Source organism: Arthrobacter wenxiniae, assembly GCF_013376105.1.
Taxonomy (GTDB): domain Bacteria; phylum Actinomycetota; class Actinomycetes; order Actinomycetales; family Micrococcaceae; genus Specibacter; species Specibacter wenxiniae.
Genome location: NZ_JAAMFM010000004.1, coordinates 163,537 through 180,674, shown reverse-complemented (window position 1 = coordinate 180,674; position 17,138 = coordinate 163,537). Strand labels below are relative to the sequence as shown.

Annotated in this window: 15 protein-coding genes and 1 pseudogene; 7 read left to right on the top strand and 9 right to left on the bottom strand. The window is 65.7% G+C overall.

Going from position 1 to position 17,138, the window contains the following annotated elements:
- The first annotated feature begins 25 nt into the window (after positions 1–25).
- Together G6034_RS05090 and G6034_RS20415 are read left to right on the top strand one after the other, a co-directional pair.
- Positions 26–679 carry an SDR family NAD(P)-dependent oxidoreductase gene (locus tag G6034_RS05090; protein WP_176634006.1) on the top strand — a complete coding sequence of 218 codons (654 nt, stop codon included), beginning with the start codon at positions 26–28 and terminating at the stop codon, positions 677–679.
- Positions 680–999: 320 nt separating this feature from the next.
- Positions 1,000–1,062 (top strand): annotated as a pseudogene (locus G6034_RS20415) (hypothetical protein); the annotation flags it as partial.
- An 86-nt stretch (positions 1,063–1,148) separates the two neighbouring features.
- Here the strand turns inward: G6034_RS20415 and G6034_RS05080 are convergent.
- The 7 genes from G6034_RS05080 to G6034_RS05050 are packed head-to-tail and all read right to left on the bottom strand — an operon-like array spanning position 1,149 to position 7,789.
- Positions 1,149–1,868 (bottom strand): substrate-binding domain-containing protein, encoded by a 720-nt coding sequence (locus tag G6034_RS05080; protein ID WP_176634005.1) that lies wholly within the window; start codon positions 1,866–1,868, stop codon positions 1,149–1,151.
- Positions 1,865–2,839, bottom strand: a complete 975-nt coding sequence (locus G6034_RS05075; RefSeq protein WP_343037938.1) for an aldo/keto reductase — start codon at positions 2,837–2,839, stop codon at positions 1,865–1,867. Before G6034_RS05075 ends, G6034_RS05080 begins: the two co-directional genes overlap by 4 nt.
- On the bottom strand, positions 2,836–3,789 hold the full coding sequence (locus G6034_RS05070; RefSeq protein WP_218063581.1) for a Gfo/Idh/MocA family oxidoreductase: 954 nt from the start codon (positions 3,787–3,789) through the stop codon (positions 2,836–2,838). Before G6034_RS05070 ends, G6034_RS05075 begins: the two co-directional genes overlap by 4 nt.
- 25 nt (positions 3,790–3,814) lie before the next feature.
- The gene (locus G6034_RS05065) at positions 3,815–5,116 is read right to left on the bottom strand and encodes a protocatechuate 4,5-dioxygenase subunit alpha/beta (RefSeq protein WP_176634004.1); all 1,302 of its coding nucleotides are present in this window, start codon (positions 5,114–5,116) and stop codon (positions 3,815–3,817) included.
- A 1-nt stretch (position 5,117) separates the two neighbouring features.
- A complete protein-coding gene (locus G6034_RS05060) occupies positions 5,118–6,053 on the bottom strand; it encodes an amidohydrolase family protein (protein WP_176634003.1) in 936 nt (311 codons plus the stop codon).
- A gap of 2 nt (positions 6,054–6,055) precedes the next feature.
- Positions 6,056–6,748: a 4-carboxy-4-hydroxy-2-oxoadipate aldolase/oxaloacetate decarboxylase gene (gene ligK / locus G6034_RS05055; RefSeq protein WP_281375404.1), complete on the bottom strand. Its 693-nt coding sequence runs from the start codon at positions 6,746–6,748 to the stop codon at positions 6,056–6,058.
- Between the two features lie 12 nt (positions 6,749–6,760).
- A complete protein-coding gene (locus G6034_RS05050; RefSeq protein ID WP_176634002.1) occupies positions 6,761–7,789 on the bottom strand; it encodes an amidohydrolase family protein in 1,029 nt (342 codons plus the stop codon).
- A 145-nt stretch (positions 7,790–7,934) separates the two neighbouring features.
- Here G6034_RS05050 and G6034_RS05045 point away from each other — a divergent pair, with 145 nt between their 5' ends.
- A complete protein-coding gene (locus G6034_RS05045) occupies positions 7,935–8,840 on the top strand; it encodes a LysR family transcriptional regulator (RefSeq protein WP_176634001.1) in 906 nt (301 codons plus the stop codon).
- Positions 8,841–8,972: 132 nt separating this feature from the next.
- Here G6034_RS05045 and G6034_RS05040 read toward each other — a convergent pair whose 3' ends face one another.
- The gene (locus tag G6034_RS05040; protein WP_343037937.1) at positions 8,973–9,566 is read right to left on the bottom strand and encodes a nucleotidyltransferase domain-containing protein; all 594 of its coding nucleotides are present in this window, start codon (positions 9,564–9,566) and stop codon (positions 8,973–8,975) included.
- A gap of 714 nt (positions 9,567–10,280) precedes the next feature.
- Positions 10,281–12,044, bottom strand: coding sequence for an FAD-dependent oxidoreductase (locus G6034_RS05035; RefSeq protein WP_176633999.1), 1,764 nt, complete (start codon positions 12,042–12,044; stop codon positions 10,281–10,283).
- A gap of 928 nt (positions 12,045–12,972) precedes the next feature.
- On the opposite strand from G6034_RS05035, the gene G6034_RS05030 reads away from it, so the two are divergent.
- The 4 genes from G6034_RS05030 (at position 12,973) to G6034_RS05015 (ending at position 17,109) form a co-directional block, all read left to right on the top strand.
- Complete coding sequence (locus tag G6034_RS05030; protein WP_176633998.1) at positions 12,973–13,875, top strand: LysR family transcriptional regulator; 903 nt, start codon at positions 12,973–12,975, stop codon at positions 13,873–13,875.
- A 172-nt stretch (positions 13,876–14,047) separates the two neighbouring features.
- Positions 14,048–15,463: an MFS transporter gene (locus tag G6034_RS05025; RefSeq protein WP_246295304.1), complete on the top strand. Its 1,416-nt coding sequence runs from the start codon at positions 14,048–14,050 to the stop codon at positions 15,461–15,463.
- Complete coding sequence (locus G6034_RS05020) at positions 15,460–16,368, top strand: shikimate dehydrogenase (RefSeq protein ID WP_176633997.1); 909 nt, start codon at positions 15,460–15,462, stop codon at positions 16,366–16,368. The genes G6034_RS05025 and G6034_RS05020 overlap by 4 nt, the downstream gene beginning before the upstream one ends.
- Positions 16,369–17,109, top strand: coding sequence for an SDR family NAD(P)-dependent oxidoreductase (locus G6034_RS05015; protein ID WP_176633996.1), 741 nt, complete (start codon positions 16,369–16,371; stop codon positions 17,107–17,109).
- The last annotated feature ends 29 nt before the right edge of the window (positions 17,110–17,138 follow it).

Genomic DNA, 17,138 nt, shown 5'->3' with positions numbered 1-17,138 from the left:
ATTCGAAGGAGTCAGGAAACAGCAAATGCTCCATGGTGGATCCGCTGCCGTGGCGGGTGGGGCTTCCGGAATCGGCGAAGCCATAGCCCGCAAGCTTGCCGATGACGGGGCTGCGGTCACCATCGGCGAAATCGGACGCAGGGTCCCGAGGATTGTCGATGAAATATTGGCCCGTGGGGTCAGAGTCGAATTCATTCGCACGGATCTCACCGATGAACCTTCAGTGCGCGGCCTGATGGAAGGGACAGCGCGCACCTTTGGAGGCTTGGACATCCTGGTAGCCAACGCCGGCATTCCCGGGGTCGAGACACCGCTACACGAGTTCGACATGTTGAATTCGCAACGCGTCATCGACGTCGACCTCACGGGTGTCGCCATCTGCAACACATGGGCTGCCGGAACGATCCTGGCATGCCGCAGGGAAGTCGCGGATCCCCGGACCGCGTCGATGATCAACACGGCCTCGATTCTTGCCCACGTGGACCAGGCGAACAGCAATCCATACTCTGCAGCGAAGGCAGCCGCAGCAAACTTCACCCGGTCCGCGGCGCTGACCTATGCCCGGGAGGGGATCCGCTTCAATGAGAGCGCGAATGCCGTTCCGTTCCTGTCCAGTGATGCATCTTGCGCACTGACGGGATCCGTTGTCAACGCCGACGGCGGATACACGTCCGGCTGAAATCCAATCGGTCGGTTGCTGCGCCCGGACCTAGGCTTACGCAACGCACCTACTTTTGTTGGCGGGTGTGGGTCGCAGAATGACTGGGCTGTTCAGCCGGGCATAAGGGGGATTCCTGGTGCCGGGTGTGCGGAAGCCGCCACCAGGGCCTTCCGCACATGAAACAGCCTCAGATCGGCCCCTGAGCGGCATTTCCTGCCTGCCCTGGTGGCGCTGTTGCCCGACCTCCACCGGACAGCGTCTTCCGCAATCCTGGGGCCGGCCGAATCCTGCTGCCGGAACGAGCGGATCTGTGAGTGGACTGTCAGGAGGGCCTGATCATGATGGCGATCCTGCAGTCCTGGTGCCAGGGCGTCGGGCTGTGGGGTGAGGCGAACATGCGGATAATTTGGCCGGCCGCGAACGCCAAGGTCTACGGCGGCGGTGTCGCCGAAGGCGGGTTCCTCCGCGTCTGCAGGACCCGTATCAGTCAATCCGACGGGGCAGGGCCTCGGGGCGCGCGAAAACTGTGCGACGACTTGATCGATGCCGAGAGATCCGAGCGGAAGAAGGCCAACACCTCCGCAGCACGAGCCGCGTTGTTGGAGGATGCCGCGACAGCACCCGCGAAGACCGTGATAATCGCGCAGTCGGCCGGGAGAACGCCGAGGATGCACACGCCGGGTTGTCCGACCAGTTCGCTGAGCTGCTGCAGGCCGAGATCGACCTCTCCCTCGGCGAGCAGGCGCGCCACGGGTACGCCTGGACGGGCCTGCACCAGCCGATCGCTGATCTCATCGGTCATGCCCCACTGGTCCATCATTCGCAACAGCTCTGTGCCGCTCGGCCCGGTGGAATATCCGATGCGGAATGCCGCGCGCAGGGCGCCGCGAAGCTCGTCGGCATTCGCAAAGGCCGTGCCTTCGGAACATGTGGCTGCATCGGCGCTGCGTGCTGCAACGCCTACGGCGACCTCCGACAGTACGATCGGGGCGATGGATGCCGGATCGACGTGCCCCTCGGCAGCGAGGCGTTGGAGGGCGTACTCGGCGAGGAACACAAGGTCGAACGGCTCGCCGGCGGCCACCCGCTGGGCGGCGTTCACTCCGCCTACGGATTCGAGCTGCAGAAGCGGTAGCCCGGCACGGGCGGCAGCTTCAGCGAGGTCGGCGAGAACGTGGCGGGTGGCCATCGACGAGATCGCCCTCATGCGGCATCCTCGAAAGTCTCGGCGTCCACTTCGGCAGCAGATGCTGGCGCATAGCGCGCGCCAGAGATGGTGGCCGTGCCAATCAGCTCGCCGGCCCGCGTCAGCAGCGCGCCGTCGACAGGGAGGTCGGCCGCCGCCATGTTCTCACGCAGGTGCGCGACGCTCGTTGTTCCCGGGATCGGCAGAACGTGATCGCCGCGGGAGAGCAGCCAGACCAGCGCGAGCTGTGCTGGGGTGCAGCCGGCCTCCGCGGCCAGCTCGCGCCAAGAGGCCAGCAGCGTCGCATTCGCACCCCAGTGCTCGGGCTGGAAGCGCGGCATGCTGCGGCGGATGTCGTTTGGGGCCAGCTTACCTGGGTCCTTGATCGCATCGGCGAGGAAACCCCTTGCGACCGGCGAAAACGCAACCAGGGTCACGCCGTCCTCGCGAGTGGCGTCGAGCACGCCCAGCTCGGCATTGCGACTCCACAGCGAGTATTCGTTCTGCACGGCCGCGATAGGGGTGATTGACTGCGCCTCGCGCAGTCGCGCGACCGACACCTCGGACAGGCCGATTGCGCCGATCTTGCCCGCGGCGACCATCTCGGCCAGCGCGCCGACGCTGTCGCCGATCGGCACTTTCTTGTCCCACCGGTGAAGGTAGTACAGGTCGATGTAATCGACGCCAAGGCGGCTCAGCGAAGCATCGACCTGTGCGCGCAGCGTGCCGGGGCGTCCATCGATGACTTTCACGCCGTCGACGGACGCCATCCCGCACTTACTCGCCAGGAAGACCTCGTCGCGGCGCCCCGCGATCGCAGCACCTACAAGCTCTTCGTTGCGGCCGCCGCCGTACAGTGTTGCCGTGTCGAGCATCCCGATGCCTTCATCGAGTGCTGCGCGCAGCACCGCCACCCCCTCGTCACGCGACGGGGGGACGCCGTACGCGTGGCTCAGCGACATGCAGCCCAGGCCGGTGGGGGGCAGCCTCACGCCAGCTGCTTCTCAAGCGCGCCGAGCACGCGGTAGCAGTCGATGACCTGGCGGATCGACGAGTTCGGCTCGCGCCCCTCGCGGATCGCGCTGACGAACTCGCGGTCCTGCAGCTCGATGCCGTTCATGCTCACCGCCACCTTCGAGACGTCAATCGGCTCCTCGCGGCCGTTGAAGAGGTCGTCGTAGCGCGCGATGTACGTCTCGGTGTCTCCGATGTAGCGGAAGAACGTGCCGAACGGGCCGTTGTTGTTGAACGAGAGGGACAGGGTGCAGATCGCCCCGGACTCGCTCTTGAGCTGGATCGACATGTCCATCGCGATGCCCAGCTCCGGGTTGACGGGGCCCTGGATCGCGTTCGCCTGCACGATCCTGCCCGCCTGGTAGGCGAACAGGTCGACAGTGTGCGCGGCGTGGTGCCACAGCAGGTGGTCGGTCCAGGAGCGCGGCTCGCCCTTGGCATTCGTGTTCGTGCGGCGGAAGAAGTACGTCTGCACGTCCATCTGCTGCACGTTGAACGAGCCCTCGGCGATCCGGTTGTGCACGAGCTGGTGCGAGGGGTTGAACCGCCGCGTGTGGCCCACCATGGCGACGCGGTCGGACGCCTCGGCCGCGGCGAGCGCCGCCTTGGCGTCGGCGAGCGAGTCGGCGAGCGGGATCTCGACCTGCACGTGCTTGCCGGCCTTGAGGACCTCCTGCGTCTGCGAGGCGTGCAGACCCGTGGGCGTGGCGAGGATGACGGCATCGACGTCGTCGCGCTCGAGCACGGCGTCGAGCCCGACGACGGCGTTGGCTACGCCGTACTTCGCCGCGACTGCCTGGGTCGGTTCGAGCCGCGTGCCGCTGACGACGGTCACCTCGGCCTCGGGGATGTTGATCAGGCCGTCGAGATGTTTCATGCCGAAGGCGCCTGCGGCGCCGACGACGGCCACACGGATCTTGTCAGTCATGGGGGCTCCTTTGTTGCGGATGCGGTCAGTCGGTCGGGTTCGTGAGAACAAGGTGGCCGACGGCGGTGTTCGACGCGGGCACGTGGTAGAACCGGTGGTCAACAGAAGGCGCCTCGCCGCCGAACTGGTCGTCCATCGCGCCGCGCGCGATCAGCCAGTCGACGAGCTCGATGCCCTCGGAGCCCGCCTCATCGACGTACTCCATGTGATCCCACTCGGTCAGGCCAAGCGGGTCGGCGATGAGGTGGTCGAGGAACGCGTTGTCCCACTCCTCATTGATGAGGCCGGCGCGCGGACCCTGGAGCTGGTGGCTCATGCCGCCGGTGCCCCAGATCTGCACGTTGAGCTCCGGGCCGTCCCACTTGTCGAGGGCGCGGCGAAGGGCCCTGCCGAGCTCGTAGCAGCGGCGGCCGGAAGGCACCGGGTACTGCACCACGTTGACGGCCAGCGGGATGACCCTGCATGGCCATTCCTCGACGTCGCCGAAGACGAGCGAGAGCGGCACGGTGAGCCCGTGGTCCACGACCATCTCGTTGACCAGGGTGAGGTCGAAGTCATCCTGGATGACCGACTGCGCGATGTGCGCGGCGAACTCCGGGTAGCCCTTCACGTCGGGCACAGGGCGGGGGCCGTAGCCCTCGTCCGCGACCGGGTACTCTGCCCCGGTGCCGAGCACGAAGGTGGGGATGATCGAGGCGTCGAAGGCCGTGGCGTGGTCGTTGTAGACGAGGATGACGACGTCGGGCGTATTCTCCCTGGCCCACTTTCGGGTCCACTCGTACCCGCAGAACACCTTCTTCCAGTACGGCTCCTCGGTTTTGCCGAGGTCCATCGCGGCACCGATGGCCGGGACATGCGAGGTGAACAGCGCCGACGTGTACTTCGCCGGGGCGTTCCCGCGCATGGTCGCGGACTTCTCGCGCGGCCCCGGCGGGACCCAGCCGTCGAGGTCCTTGAGGCGGTTGCCCTCGGGGCGGCGTCCGCCGCCGATCATCATGTCGCGGTAGGCGGCCTCGGACATGCCAGTCATGGAGCCGGCCATCTGCTGGAAGCTCAGGCCGTGCGTGGCGCCGATCTTGCTCAGGAAGTAGATGTTGCCACCCTCGGCCATCATGGCGTTGAGGTCCATGTCCAGCACAGCCTGGCGCTGCTTGGGTGAAAGGGGCCACTCATCGAGGTACGCCTCGCGGTCGGCCAGGTATCGCCTGCGGTTCTCGGGCTTCATCAGCGACATCGAGAACTGGTTGAGGTGGTATCCCTTGCGGGCCATCTCCGCGTCGAAGATGATCGTGCCGGGAACGTCCTTGTACGGCTTGTCGAGTGCCATGTCATGCTCCTTCTTGCCAGTAGAGGCGGCGCGGGTTGTCCACGAGCAGCTTCTGCTGGAGCTCGGGCGTCGTCGCGATCCGTGGGATGTAGTCGACCAGCAGCCCGTCGTCGGGCATGTGGTCCTTGAGGTTGGGGTGGGGCCAATCGGTTCCCCACAGCACGCGGTCGGGGAACTCCTCGACCACGCGTCGGGCGAACGGCACCACGTCGGTGTAGGCGTGCTGTTGGCCGTCGAGAGCGTGCGGGCCGGTGACGGACAGGCGCTCTGGGCAGGAGACCTTGGTCCACACATTGGTGTTCTCGCGCATGAAGCGCAGGAACAGTGCGAACTCAGGGCCGTCCGGGTCCTTGGACACGTCGGGTCGGCCCATATGGTCGACGACGACGTCGGTCGGGATCGCGGAGAAGAAGTCGTAGAGCTCCGGCAGGTCCTCGGCCTCGAAGTAGATGACCACGTGCCAGCCGAGCGGCGCGATCTTCCCGACGATCTCCTCGAGCGAGTCGGTGGGCACCCGGTCGACGAGGCGCTTGACGAAGTTGAACCGGACCCCGCGGACGCCGGCCGCGTCCAGCCCGGCCAGCTGCTCCTCGGTCACGTCGCGGCGGACCGTGGCGACGCCGCGGGCGCGGCCGCCGCTGCGCTGCAGCGCATCGACCAGTGCCCGGTTGTCGGCGCCGTGGCAGGTCGCCTGGACGATCACGTTGCGGTCGAAGCCGAGGTGGTCGCGCAGCGCGAAGAGCTGCTCCGCCGAGGCATCGCACGGGGTGTACTTCCGCTCGGGGGCGTAAGGGAACCGCTCCCCGGGCCCGAACACGTGGCAGTGCGCGTCGACCGCGCCGGCCGGCAGGCGGAACGTGGGCTTGGTGGGGCCGTCGTACCAGTCGAGCCAGCCGGCGGACTTCTCGAAGCCTCCCGTGGTGTCTCCGTGCGCCATGGTCACTTCTCCACGTACTCGAGGCCGGCGGCGGCGAGCGGCCCTCGCATGCCGTAGATATCCAGGCCCAAGACGCCCTCACGGAACTTCACGCGTTTGGCTTCCTCGTTATCCTCGCGCTTCTGGCTGGCGTCTGCCACCGCTCCGACAAGCTCGCGCGGGACAACCACGACGCCGTCGACGTCGGCCACGACCACGTCGCCAGGGTTCACCACGGCGTTCGCGACCACTACGGGGACGTTCACCGATCCGAGGGTGGCCTTGACCGTGCCCTTGGCGTTGACAGCGCGGGAGAACACCGGGAAATCCATATTCTCCAGATCGGCGACGTCGCGGACACCACCGTCGATCACCAGGCCCTTGCAGCCGCGGGCGGTCAGCGAGGTGGCAAGCAGCTCACCGAAGAAGCCGTCCTCGCTTTCGGTGGTGCAGCCGGCGACGATCACATCGCCTTCCTGCACCTGCTCGGCGGCGACGTGGAACATCCAGTTGTCACCAGGCTGTAGCAGCACGGTCACTGCCGGACCACAGAGCTTGGCGCCGGTGTAGGCCGGCCTGATGTAGGGGCGCAGGAGCCCGACCCGCCCCATCGCCTCGTGGATAGTGGCGACGCCGAACTGCGAAAGCCGTTTGACGTCCGTGGGATCCGGACGTTCGATGTTGGTGCGCACGATGCCGAGGGTGTTCAGTCGCATTTGATGGTCCTCTCAGAGTCCGCGCGCAGTAAGGGCGCGGTCAAGCCTTGGGTAGACACGGCGGGCGTTGGCTTCGAACACCTGCGCGCGCTGCGCGTCGTTCAGGTTCGTGGTGGCGTCGACGTACCGCTTGGTGTCGTCGAAGTAGTGTCCGCTGCGCGGGTCGACGTCGCGCACGGCGCCGATCATCTCGCTCGCGAAGAGGATGTTCTCGGTCGGGACGACCTTGGTGAGCAGGTCGATGCCCGGCTGGTGGTACACGCAGGTGTCGAAGAACACGTTGTTCAGCAGGTGCTCCTCGATTACGGGCTTGCCCAGCGCCATTGCGAGACCACGGAAGCGCCCCCAGTGGTAGGGAACGGCGCCGCCGCCGTGGGGGATTACGAGCTTCAACTCGGGGAAGTCTCGGAACAGATCGCCCTGGAGCAACTGCATGAACGCGGTGGTGTCGGCGTTGAGGTAGTGCGCTCCGGTCGTGTGGAAGGCCGGGTTGCACGACGTGCTGACGTGCACCATCGCCGGGATCTCGTATTCGACGAGCTTCTCGTAGATCGGGTACCACGAGCGATCGGTCAGCGGCGGGGACGTCCAGTTGCCGCCGGACGGGTCGGGGTTGAGGTTCACGGTGACGGCGCCGAGTTCCTCGACGGCACGAGTAAGCTCGGCGACGCTCGTCGCGGGATCCGTACCGGGGGACTGGGGGAGCATCGCCCCCATGAGGAAGCGTTCGGGGTAGAGCTCGCTGACGCGGGCGCACAGGTCGTTGCAGATCCGGGCCCAGGTCTCGCTCACAGCGAGGTCTCCGATGTGGTGCGCCATGAACGAGGCACGAGGGCTGAATACGGTGACGTCGCTGCCGCGCTCGTTCATGAGCTTGAGCTGGTTGGCCTCGATGGTCTCACGGATGTCGTCATCGCCGATGCGCAGGGTCGAAGGGTCAGGAGCGTCCGCGCGTCCTTCAGTGAATGCGATCTGCAGGTCACGCCAGGCTCCGAGCTGTGTTGGAGCTGTGGTGTAGTGGCCGTGGATGTCGATAATCACGCGTGTCGTCCTTGTCACTGAGTGTAAGCGGTGTGAGAGCAGCTGCACTTCGTTGGTTCAGTGCTGCCCCAAACTGACTTTAGGCGTGTTCGCCACTGTGGTCCAATAGATATGCAAAGACAGAGCCATCGATAGGATCTATGTCATGACGTTCACAGACCTCAACCTGCTCCGGACATTCGTCACGCTCTACGAGCTGCGCAGTGTCACGGGCGCCGCCAGGCGACTGCACGTGACACAGCCCACGGTCAGTTATTCCCTGAAGCGGCTCAGGGAGCGGTTCGGCGACGAGCTGTTCCGTCGCGAGGGGAACGACATGGTGCCGACCGCGAAGGCGACGCAACTGTTTGGGCCCCTACACAACGCCTTGGCACAAATAGACGCGACCGTCATGGGATCGGACGTGTTCGAACCGACCGGATTCAGCGGCGAACTCGTCGTCGGACTCACCTCGATCGGCGAGCAGACGTTCCTCCCACCGATCATGACCGCCCTCGGCCGGGTCGGCGCCGATCCGCGAATACAGGTGGAACGGCTCGATTCGGACGAGGTCGAGAGCGGGCTGATCCGCGGCACCATCGATCTGGCGTTGACCGTGTCGCGGATCGCCACACCGCGGCTGTGGAGGACGCACGTGCGTTCGGTCGAATACGTGGCTCTGTCGTCCGGGTCGCATCCACTGCCCGCGACCGGGCCTGACATGTTCGAGGGGAGGCGCTTTGTGCGGGTCTCCGCCCGTGGCGGGCACGTCTATCCTTTGCAGGCGCTGACCGAACACGACTTGATGTCCCAGGTCGTGCTGACCATGGAGGAATACGGCACCGTGCCCGCCGTGCTCGAGGCGACGGATCTGGTCGTCCTGCTGCCCCGGCATGTAGCGGGGGTGTTCTGCGGCTGGTTTCCCCGCCTTCGCATCGCCGAGCTGCCCTGGCCCGGGCAGAGCACACCAGTGGAGTTGTACACGCGGCGCGAGGCCAGCCTCTCGCAGGCGCAGCGATGGTTCCGCTCGCTGGTGCTTGATGCGGTTGCGGCGGATGAATACAAGTCGTAGTCATCAGCGTCTGCGGGCGTCTCAAAATCGGACGGGCCGCGCACGCTGCATCGGCGTGACTGAAGAGGTCGGTGGGGACGGTGGGACCCGGCGTAGCCAGTGGACCTATCGCCGGCGGGCCCAAGCGGAGCGCTAGCGTTTCGTCCTGTTCCAGCTGGCCTTGCCCGGAGCGAACGGGCTACGCACATGGATCGACCATGACGAGTGCGGGTGGATCGTCAGAATCGCGTGCTCCCACCAGGCGCGGGCTTCGTTGGAGAGCTCCGGTAGAACCGCATCCTTGTCGGCGTCGTCCTCCAGACGGGGACGCAGCGCCTTCCAGACCAGCTGCACCTCGGGAGCTCCGGTCGGAATGCCGTCGACGTCGATCACTGCACGATCCCACGGCAGCTGCAGTCGGGGATCTCGTCGATAAACCCAGGCGCTATCCGTGCCGTCCTCGATGTTGACCTGTAGTACCCATGCGCCCGTTGCGTCATCATGGATACGGATTGGCTGCAGATCGGCATCCATATCAGCCTCTGCCCAACGGAGAACGCCGTCGCCCGACGGAGCCCACGCGCTAAACGGCGCCGGCAAGTCCTGCACCACTTGACGCAGGTCGGCGATCGTCGTGCTGACATCGATATTGTCGTGCCCGCGAGTGTCAGTGCCGAGCCAGTGGTCGAGCGCCACCCCTCCGGACAACCACCAACGCGCCGATGACGGCCCGAGCAGCTCCGCCACGACTCGCAGGGGCAGGGGTTCCCATCGCGTCGCGACGGTGGGTGTGGATGAGGCCATGGCTCAAGGTTACCCGTGGGCGGCGGTGGTTTGTCGAAATGGCAGGGGCATCGAACAGGAAACCTGCGGGAGCAAACCATCCAAAAAGGAATTCTGGCTCCAGCGTGTGAACGCAGTCACCGCCCCAAAGGCCCCCCTGTCCTGCCAAAATGTGGAATTGGTTCATGGGACGGGAGTCGTCAAATACTTGCACGCCCGCACTTTCGACACCGATGAGCGACCCTCCGTCAAGCCATCGAGGGCCAAGCAAACAGACAGCGGCGAATCCGGCCGGGAGGGATCCGCTCTTTAACTCCGCCACCCCAGGAACGCCCGACGGCGGGAGTGTCCCGCCCCCGGGCGTTCCTGGGGCTAATAGGGAAACCAGGCGCTTGGTACCAGAGCGCGGGGAGGCTGCCGGCGCTCCTGCCTACCCGTGAGTGGATTCCTCCAGCGGCCGGGAGCAGGGCATCTCCGGCGGCCGTCAGTTCCACCGGGCGGCTGCTGCGTGGAACAGTCCGACACCCGTAGAGTGTTCCGGCTTGCGGCTTGCGGGTTGTCAGGCTGAGCAGCTGCCCTGCCGTGCACAACCGGGTCACGGAATCGGCGGAGGGCACTTCCTGACGCCGCAACAACGGCCTCCAGCAACCGGATTCCCGTTACTCCCGCTCCCGAGCACTAGATTGCCTTAGATTCCTCCAGACTGGCCGCGGCCTGGGCTGTGGCGGCCGCGTGGCGGGCCGCCTGCCAGCCGAAGGTCATGCCGGAGCCGACCTGCACGCCTGCGCCGGGGTATTCCGAGCCCATGACCGACGCGGCGTCGTTTCCAGCGGCATAGAGTCCGGCCACCGGTTTGCCCTCGGCATCAAGTGCCTGCCCATTTCCGTCGGTCAGCACCCCGTAGGCGGTGGCCAGCGGTGTGGGCACGACGGCCATCGCATAAAAGGGCGCCTTCAGCAGCGGCCCGATGTTCGGGTTCGGCCCATGGTCCGGATCCCCGGCCACCTGACCGAAGAGCAGCTCGCCCTTGTGGAAGTCCTCATCCACGCCGGTGGCGGCAAATCCGTTGTAGCGCTGCACGGTCGACTCCAAGCCCGCCGCGTCCACGCCGATTTGGGCCGCCAAGCCGGTGAGGGTCTTGGCGTCGTAGAGATAACCGTCCTTGATGTAGCGCCGCAGCGCCGCACGCGGCAGGTGGGGCATCGTGATCATGCCCAGCCCGTACTTTGCCAAGGTCCGCGAGTCCACGACCAGCCAGGCCGGCACCGCGGCGGCGTCCGGGGAGGCGAACATGGCCCGCACAAATCGGTGGTAGGAACAGGATTCGTCCACGAAGCGCAAGCCGTTAGAGTCCACGGCGATCACGCCGGGACGGGCGCGGTCCCAGATGTGCGGGAAGACCACGCGAGAACCGTCCCTTCGTCGTCCGATGGAGCTGGGGAACCACAGTGCGTTTTCCCCGTCATCCCTGGCCAGCGTGGCACCGGCCTCCCTGGCCAGGGCCAGCGTGTCTCCGGTGGACCCTTCCCCGGCCCGCGAGTAGAGCGGCGTGGGGGAAGGCAGCAATTTCTTTCGCATTTCAGCGTTTTGGGCGAAGCCGCCGCCGGCGAGCACCACGCCTTGGCGGGAGCGGATGCGCAGGCGCCTGCCGTTGTGCACAACCACCGCACCGACAACACGGTCCCCGTCCTTAAGCAGTTCGGTGGTTTGCGCACCGAAAAGGAACTCCACCCCGCGCTTGCGCGATTCGTGGAACATGCGGGCCACAAGCCCGTTGCCCATCACCAGACGCGTGCCTCGCGGACGGGTGAGCCGGTCAAGGGCCCACCGCAGGCCGAGTTGCGCAGCCAGGGCCACGGCCTTGCCACGCTCAGCCAGCGAGCCGTTGTAGAGCTTGAGCAAGACGGACACGTCCGCGCGGCGCAACATCAGGGTCCCGCCCAGAAGAGCGAACTCGGGTACCGGCGGACGGACACGGCCGAAGTCGGCCTTGTCCAGCAGGCGCCCGTCGAAGGGGTCCGGTTCCAATGCGCGTCCGGTCTTACCAGTCTCGGGCAGTTCGGAGTGGTAGTCGACCACGGCAGGGGAGCGGCGGAAGGTGACGCCGAGGTCATGCATCGCGTCCAGCATCTTCGGCGCGGCGTCCAGATAGGCGAGCCAGCCTTCACGCGGGGCGTTGCCGCTCACCACGGCATCCAGATAGCGTGCGGCGCGGTCGTAATCGTCCAGGATTCCGTCTTCACGCTGGAACCGGTTGTTGGGCACCCAACACGTCCCGGCCGAGTAGGCGGTGGTTCCCCCGAGGAATTCGGTTTTTTCCAAGACCAGGACTTCCGTGCCCTGGGCCGCGGCGGTCAACGCCGCTGAAAGCCCCGCCGCTCCAGTACCGAGCACCAAAAGGTCCACTTCCTGATCCCAATTGTCCGACAGGGGCGTTTTCATGTTTCTCCTTCGCGCACATCCGTGTGCGTCCCGTGCTGTATGTACATCTCATTATGGGCGCCATACAATGTAGAGTCTATGACTAATTAGGTTACTGATTATGTGCAAAACAAGAATAGTCCGGGTCTGGCGCGCTGGACCGACATGCCGCGGTCGTACCGGGACGGGGAACCTGGCGCCAGCAGATCATTTCGGGGCCGTTGGTTTTTGACGAGGTAAGTCCCGAGCGGCGCATCGGTCGTTGGACCGCCGACGCCCGCGTCCGAGGACGGTGCCCTGTGGCCATTTCCAAACCGTGGGCTTTGGCCGAGCCGACCCGCGGAGGAGGTCCGGCCCAGGCGCATTTGAAGGCGCTCCCCTGCATATCTTCGGACGCCGATAATGGACTTTCGCCAATTTGAGGCGGGGGAGTGCCTGGCATCACCGGAATCGTTCGGCGCTGGAAGCCACGCTGGGTTGAATTCCGATACGGCTCGCTGCCAGGGAGGGCACGCCCACCGGTAGGCCTGCGAAGGACAGTGCGAGGGAGCCGTTGTGAAGGAGGTTCAGCGCGCCCGAGAAACCAACGCCCAGGCGTCCGTAAGACGTGCCACTCTCGGTCGTGGCCGCGCGGCGGGCAAGGTCCAGTTCCTCGAGGGTGTTCCGGGCATGCGGCAGGAATGACAATCTGGCGGCCGTCAGTGAAACGGCCCGGGTATTGCGCTCGAACGGGTCAGCGCCGAGGTATTTGCCAGCTTCTTGATGGTCTGTCTCAGTGGGGACTTTGCCATGCGCAGGCGGCTGGCGGCCCCGCCGGAGTGGAGTTCCTCCGCGACGGCACGAAATGCCTCGATTGACGCAAGATCCCTGTGCCGGTCCGGTGGGGTAATCCCTGAAATCCAGAGCCCCTGTCGGTTCGATGTTCAGGTACAGGGTACATTCTGAAGACATGACAGAGATCCGTTGGCTGGAAGCCTTCGTTGCGGTGGCCGAAGAACTGCACTTCGGCCGTGCTGCTCAGCGCCTGCACACTTCACAGTCCCCGCTGAGCCAGACGATCCGGAAGCTTGAGTCCGACCTGGGAACGCGGCTCTTTGAGCGGAACACGCGAAGCGTGGCATTGACGCCCGCCGGCCACGCCCTCCTGCCGCGGGCCTACCGCGTGCTCCAGGAGATGCGCCTGGCCCGGGAGGCAGCACAGGCGGACGTAGCGGGCATCCGGGGCAAGATTAGAATTGGATTTTCCGGAGCGGTGAACCACTTGACCCTCCCGCCCCTCACCCGCGCCTTGCGGCGCAAGCACCCGGACATCGAACTGGACCTCACCAGCAGGGTACGCACCGCGGATGGGCTGGCAAGCGTTGCTAAAGGCACCCTTGATCTCGCCTTCGTCGGCATGCCGGAATCCCCGGTGCCCTCCGTTGCGGCCCGGCTGATTGCCCGGGAGGAAATCGGGGCGCTGCTCCCACTGGATCATCGGCTGGCCCGGGAGTCGTCAATACCGCTGCAGAGCCTGGCGGGGGACGACTTCATTGCCCCGCCGCTGGACGGCTCGTCCTCCATGACGGAAGTCTTGCTCGCGTCTTGCATGGCCGCCGGGTTCCGGCCGCGCGTCGTCCAGGAGCTTTCCGATCCCTACATGGTGCTGACCTTCGTGGCCGCAGGCGTGGGCGTGACCCTCATGAGCAGCGGGATAGCCGGGATCATACCCTCCGGCGCAACGTACGTTGCCCTTGATCCCCCGCAGCACTTCATGAACCACGCCATCGCGTGGTCCGAGGAAAACGACTCCGCTGTGCTGGCGGCGGTGCTGGCCGTTGTCGAGGAGATCTTTCCCAAGATCCCCAACTAATCATCCACTCGATATAGTCGAATTGCAGCATAGTGATAGATCATTTTAGTCGTGGACAAGCTAAGTGATCGCAGCCACACTGGAGGGAGAAGCCGCATAGCGCGGCAAGCCGTTTCGCAGCCCGGCCCACCCCAAGAGCCCCGGGACGGTCCCGTTACCTGAAGGGAACACCATGTCAGTGTCGACATCAGCGCCAGCACGCCCCAAGAACAATGCGAAGATCGCAGCAGTTTCAGGGTTTGTGGGCAGCGCACTTGAGTATTACGACTTCTTTATCTTCGGCTCGGCGGCGGCGCTGATCTTTGGCAAGCTGTTCTTCGCTCCCGGTCCTTCCGCGATGCTGCTGTCCTTCGCAACCGTCGGTGTCGCTTACATTGCCCGCCCGCTCGGCGCAGTGATCTGCGGACACCTTGGCGACAAATTCGGCCGGAAGCGGGTGCTGCTCCTCACCCTGCTGCTCATGGGCTCATCCACCTTCCTGATCGGATGCCTTCCCACGTACAACGACATTGGAATGGCAGCGCCGATGCTCATTGTGGCCCTCCGGCTTGTGCAGGGCCTCTCCGCCGGCGGCGAATCTCCGGGGTCAAGTTCCCTCACGCTCGAGCACGCACCGGAGAGGAAGCGCGCCTTCTACACCAGCTGGACCATGAGCGGCATCATGTTCGGCATCGTGCTCTCCACGCTGGTGTTCATTCCCGTGGCATCCATGCCCGAGGACCAGCTGCTGGCCTGGGGCTGGCGCATCCCGTTCCTCGCCAGCGCCGTGGTGACAATCATCGCCGTCGTGCTCCGCCGCCTCCTGGAAGAGCCCCCGGTCTTCGCCGAAGTCAAGGAGCACGACGAAGTGGTCAAGGTTCCCCTCGTCACCCTGTTCCGACACCACTGGGTCACCGTTCTCCGCGTCACCGCCATGTCGCTGTTTACCATCATCAACACCATCATCAACGTCTTCGCCCTGTCCTACGCCACGTCCGTCGTCGGCGTTGAAAAGGGCCTCATGCTGACAGTCATCGCCGTCGCCAACCTCGCCGCGGTGGCCATGGGTCCATTGGCCGGCATCCTCGCGGACCGGATCGGGCGTAAACCAGTCTTCGTCACCGGTCTGGTGCTGCAGATGGCGATGATCTTCGTGTTCTTCTCGGCCCTGTCGGCGGCGAATGTTCCGCTGATCTTTGTGACCGGCATCCTTCTGATCGGCGTTGCCTACAGCGGGTCGAACGCCATCTACCCCGCATTCTTCCCGGAGCAGTTCCCGGTCAAGGTCCGCTACTCCGGCATGGCCATCAGCCTCATGTTCGGACTCCTGCTGGCAGGATTCGCACCGGTCATTTCCGAGCTGCTGATCGGTGGCGACAAATCCAACTGGGTTCCTGTCGCAACATTCGCGGCCGTGGCCTGCGTCATCTCCGCCGTCGCAGCCCTGCTTGCACCCGAGTCGTTCAAGACCCCGACGGCCCTGCTGGGACTGAAAAAATCCGACCCACGTCACCACGCGCCGTCGTCCGTTACCCCGGAGCCGGCAACACGGCAGTCCAGCACGGCCGACGACGCTTCCCGCGCAGTTGCCGATAAGGCACGGGCATGAGTCAGCAAACCCTGGCAGGCACCCAGATGTTCCGGCCGCGTGAAGCCGATATCAACCACCGGTTCGTGGTGGGCCTGCTCGGTTCCGGTATCGGCGGATCCCTCACCCCGGGCCTGCACGAAGCGGAAGCCGACAGACTGGGCCTGGCCTACACCTACCGCGTCATCGATCTGGACGCCATCGGACAACCTGCCGAAAGGTCCGCGGCGCTGGTTCGGTACGCAGCCGATCTCGGATTCGACGGACTGAACGTCACCCACCCGAGCAAGCAACTGGTCCAGGACGGCCTGGACGAGCTTTCACCCGAAGCCCGGATCCTCGGGGCCGTCAACACCATCACCTTTCACGACCGCAAGGCAGTGGGGCACAACACGGACCACACCGGTTTCATCAGCGGCCTCAAGGCCGGCCTCCCATCGGCCGCGACTGACTCCGTGGTGCAGATCGGCGCGGGAGGAGCCGGTGCGGCGGTGGCCTTCGGGCTCCTCAGCACCGGAACCCGGCACCTGGTCATCGCCGACATCGAGCCGGCCCGAGCCGAGGCCCTGGCCGCCCGGCTGGCCCCGCACTTTCCGGACAGCCGACTGTCGGTGACCCGGGCGGATGCTCTCGCCGGAAGCATCCGGGAAGCCGACGGGTTGGTGAACTCAACGCCGATCGGCATGACAGGTCACCCCGGTATGCCAGTGGATCCCGACCTGATCCACTCCGGGCTGTGGGTAGCGGACGTGATCTACCGGCCGCTCGAAACCGGGCTAATCAAGGCCGCCCGCGGCAAGGGCTGCGCCGTCCTCGACGGCGGACGCATGGTCGTGGGGCAGGCAGCCGCCGCCTTCGAGCTCTTCACGGGCATCCCCGCCGATGCCGAGCGCATGCTGGCCACGTTTCGAAAGGCAGTCGGCTAGATGGGTTCCCAGGCACCGAGCACCATCGCCGAGTCCCGCTGCCTGGTGGTCGGAGCAGCCAGCGGCATCGGGCGCGCGACGGCGGCACGCCTCAGGACGTCCGGCGCCACGGTGGTAGGCGCTGACCTGCGCCCGGGCACCTGGCCCAAAGCACCGGGCAGCTCATCGCTTGCCATGGACGTCACCGACCCGGCATCGGTTGCGGCGGCCGTCTCTGCAGCGGCCCTGGAGATGGGAGGGCTCGACGCCGTGGTGAACTGCGCCGGCATCCTGGGCCCCGTCGCCCCGGCAGCCGCCACATCGGTTGAAGACTTCGAACGCATCATGAAGATCAACCTGACAGGGGCGTTCATTGTCTCGCAGGCCGTCCTGCCGGGGATGGCCAAGGCAGGCTATGGACGGCTGCTCCATATCTCCTCGACGGCGGGCAAGGAAGGCGTGGTCAATATGCCCGCCTACTCTGCCAGCAAGGCCGGGATCCTGGGCCTGGTCAAGTCACTGGCCAAGGAGTTCGCATTGTCCGGAGTCACCGTCAATGCCCTCGCCCCTGGCAATGTGGTGACCCCGCTCTTCGCCGAAGTGCCGAAAGAACAGCAGGCGGCCCAGGCCGCCAAGATCCCGATGGGCAGGTTCGGCACACCCGCCGAAGCGGCCGCCCTCATCGAATTCATCGTTTCGCCGGCGGCCTCCTACACCACCGGCTCCGTCTTCGACCTGTCCGGCGGCCGGGCCACCTACTAGCCCGCACCAGCCTCCGCCGGACCGCAGCA

What these genes read in the sequence shown, in the direction of transcription:
- G6034_RS05090 (WP_176634006.1), top strand. Translation starts at nt 26, where the DNA reads ATGCTCCATGGTGGATCCGCTGCCGTGGCGGGTGGGGCTTCCGGAATC.
- G6034_RS05080 (WP_176634005.1), bottom strand. Translation starts at nt 1,868, where the DNA reads ATGAGGGCGATCTCGTCGATGGCCACCCGCCACGTTCTCGCCGACCTC.
- G6034_RS05070 (WP_218063581.1), bottom strand. Translation starts at nt 3,789, where the DNA reads ATGACTGACAAGATCCGTGTGGCCGTCGTCGGCGCCGCAGGCGCCTTC.
- G6034_RS05065 (WP_176634004.1), bottom strand. Translation starts at nt 5,116, where the DNA reads ATGGCACTCGACAAGCCGTACAAGGACGTTCCCGGCACGATCATCTTC.
- G6034_RS05060 (WP_176634003.1), bottom strand. Translation starts at nt 6,053, where the DNA reads ATGGCGCACGGAGACACCACGGGAGGCTTCGAGAAGTCCGCCGGCTGG.
- ligK (WP_281375404.1), bottom strand. Translation starts at nt 6,748, where the DNA reads ATGCGACTGAACACCCTCGGCATCGTGCGCACCAACATCGAACGTCCG.
- G6034_RS05045 (WP_176634001.1), top strand. Translation starts at nt 7,935, where the DNA reads ATGACGTTCACAGACCTCAACCTGCTCCGGACATTCGTCACGCTCTAC.
- G6034_RS05035 (WP_176633999.1), bottom strand. Translation starts at nt 12,044, where the DNA reads ATGAAAACGCCCCTGTCGGACAATTGGGATCAGGAAGTGGACCTTTTG.
- G6034_RS05030 (WP_176633998.1), top strand. Translation starts at nt 12,973, where the DNA reads ATGACAGAGATCCGTTGGCTGGAAGCCTTCGTTGCGGTGGCCGAAGAA.
- G6034_RS05025 (WP_246295304.1), top strand. Translation starts at nt 14,048, where the DNA reads ATGTCAGTGTCGACATCAGCGCCAGCACGCCCCAAGAACAATGCGAAG.
- G6034_RS05020 (WP_176633997.1), top strand. Translation starts at nt 15,460, where the DNA reads ATGAGTCAGCAAACCCTGGCAGGCACCCAGATGTTCCGGCCGCGTGAA.
- G6034_RS05015 (WP_176633996.1), top strand. Translation starts at nt 16,369, where the DNA reads ATGGGTTCCCAGGCACCGAGCACCATCGCCGAGTCCCGCTGCCTGGTG.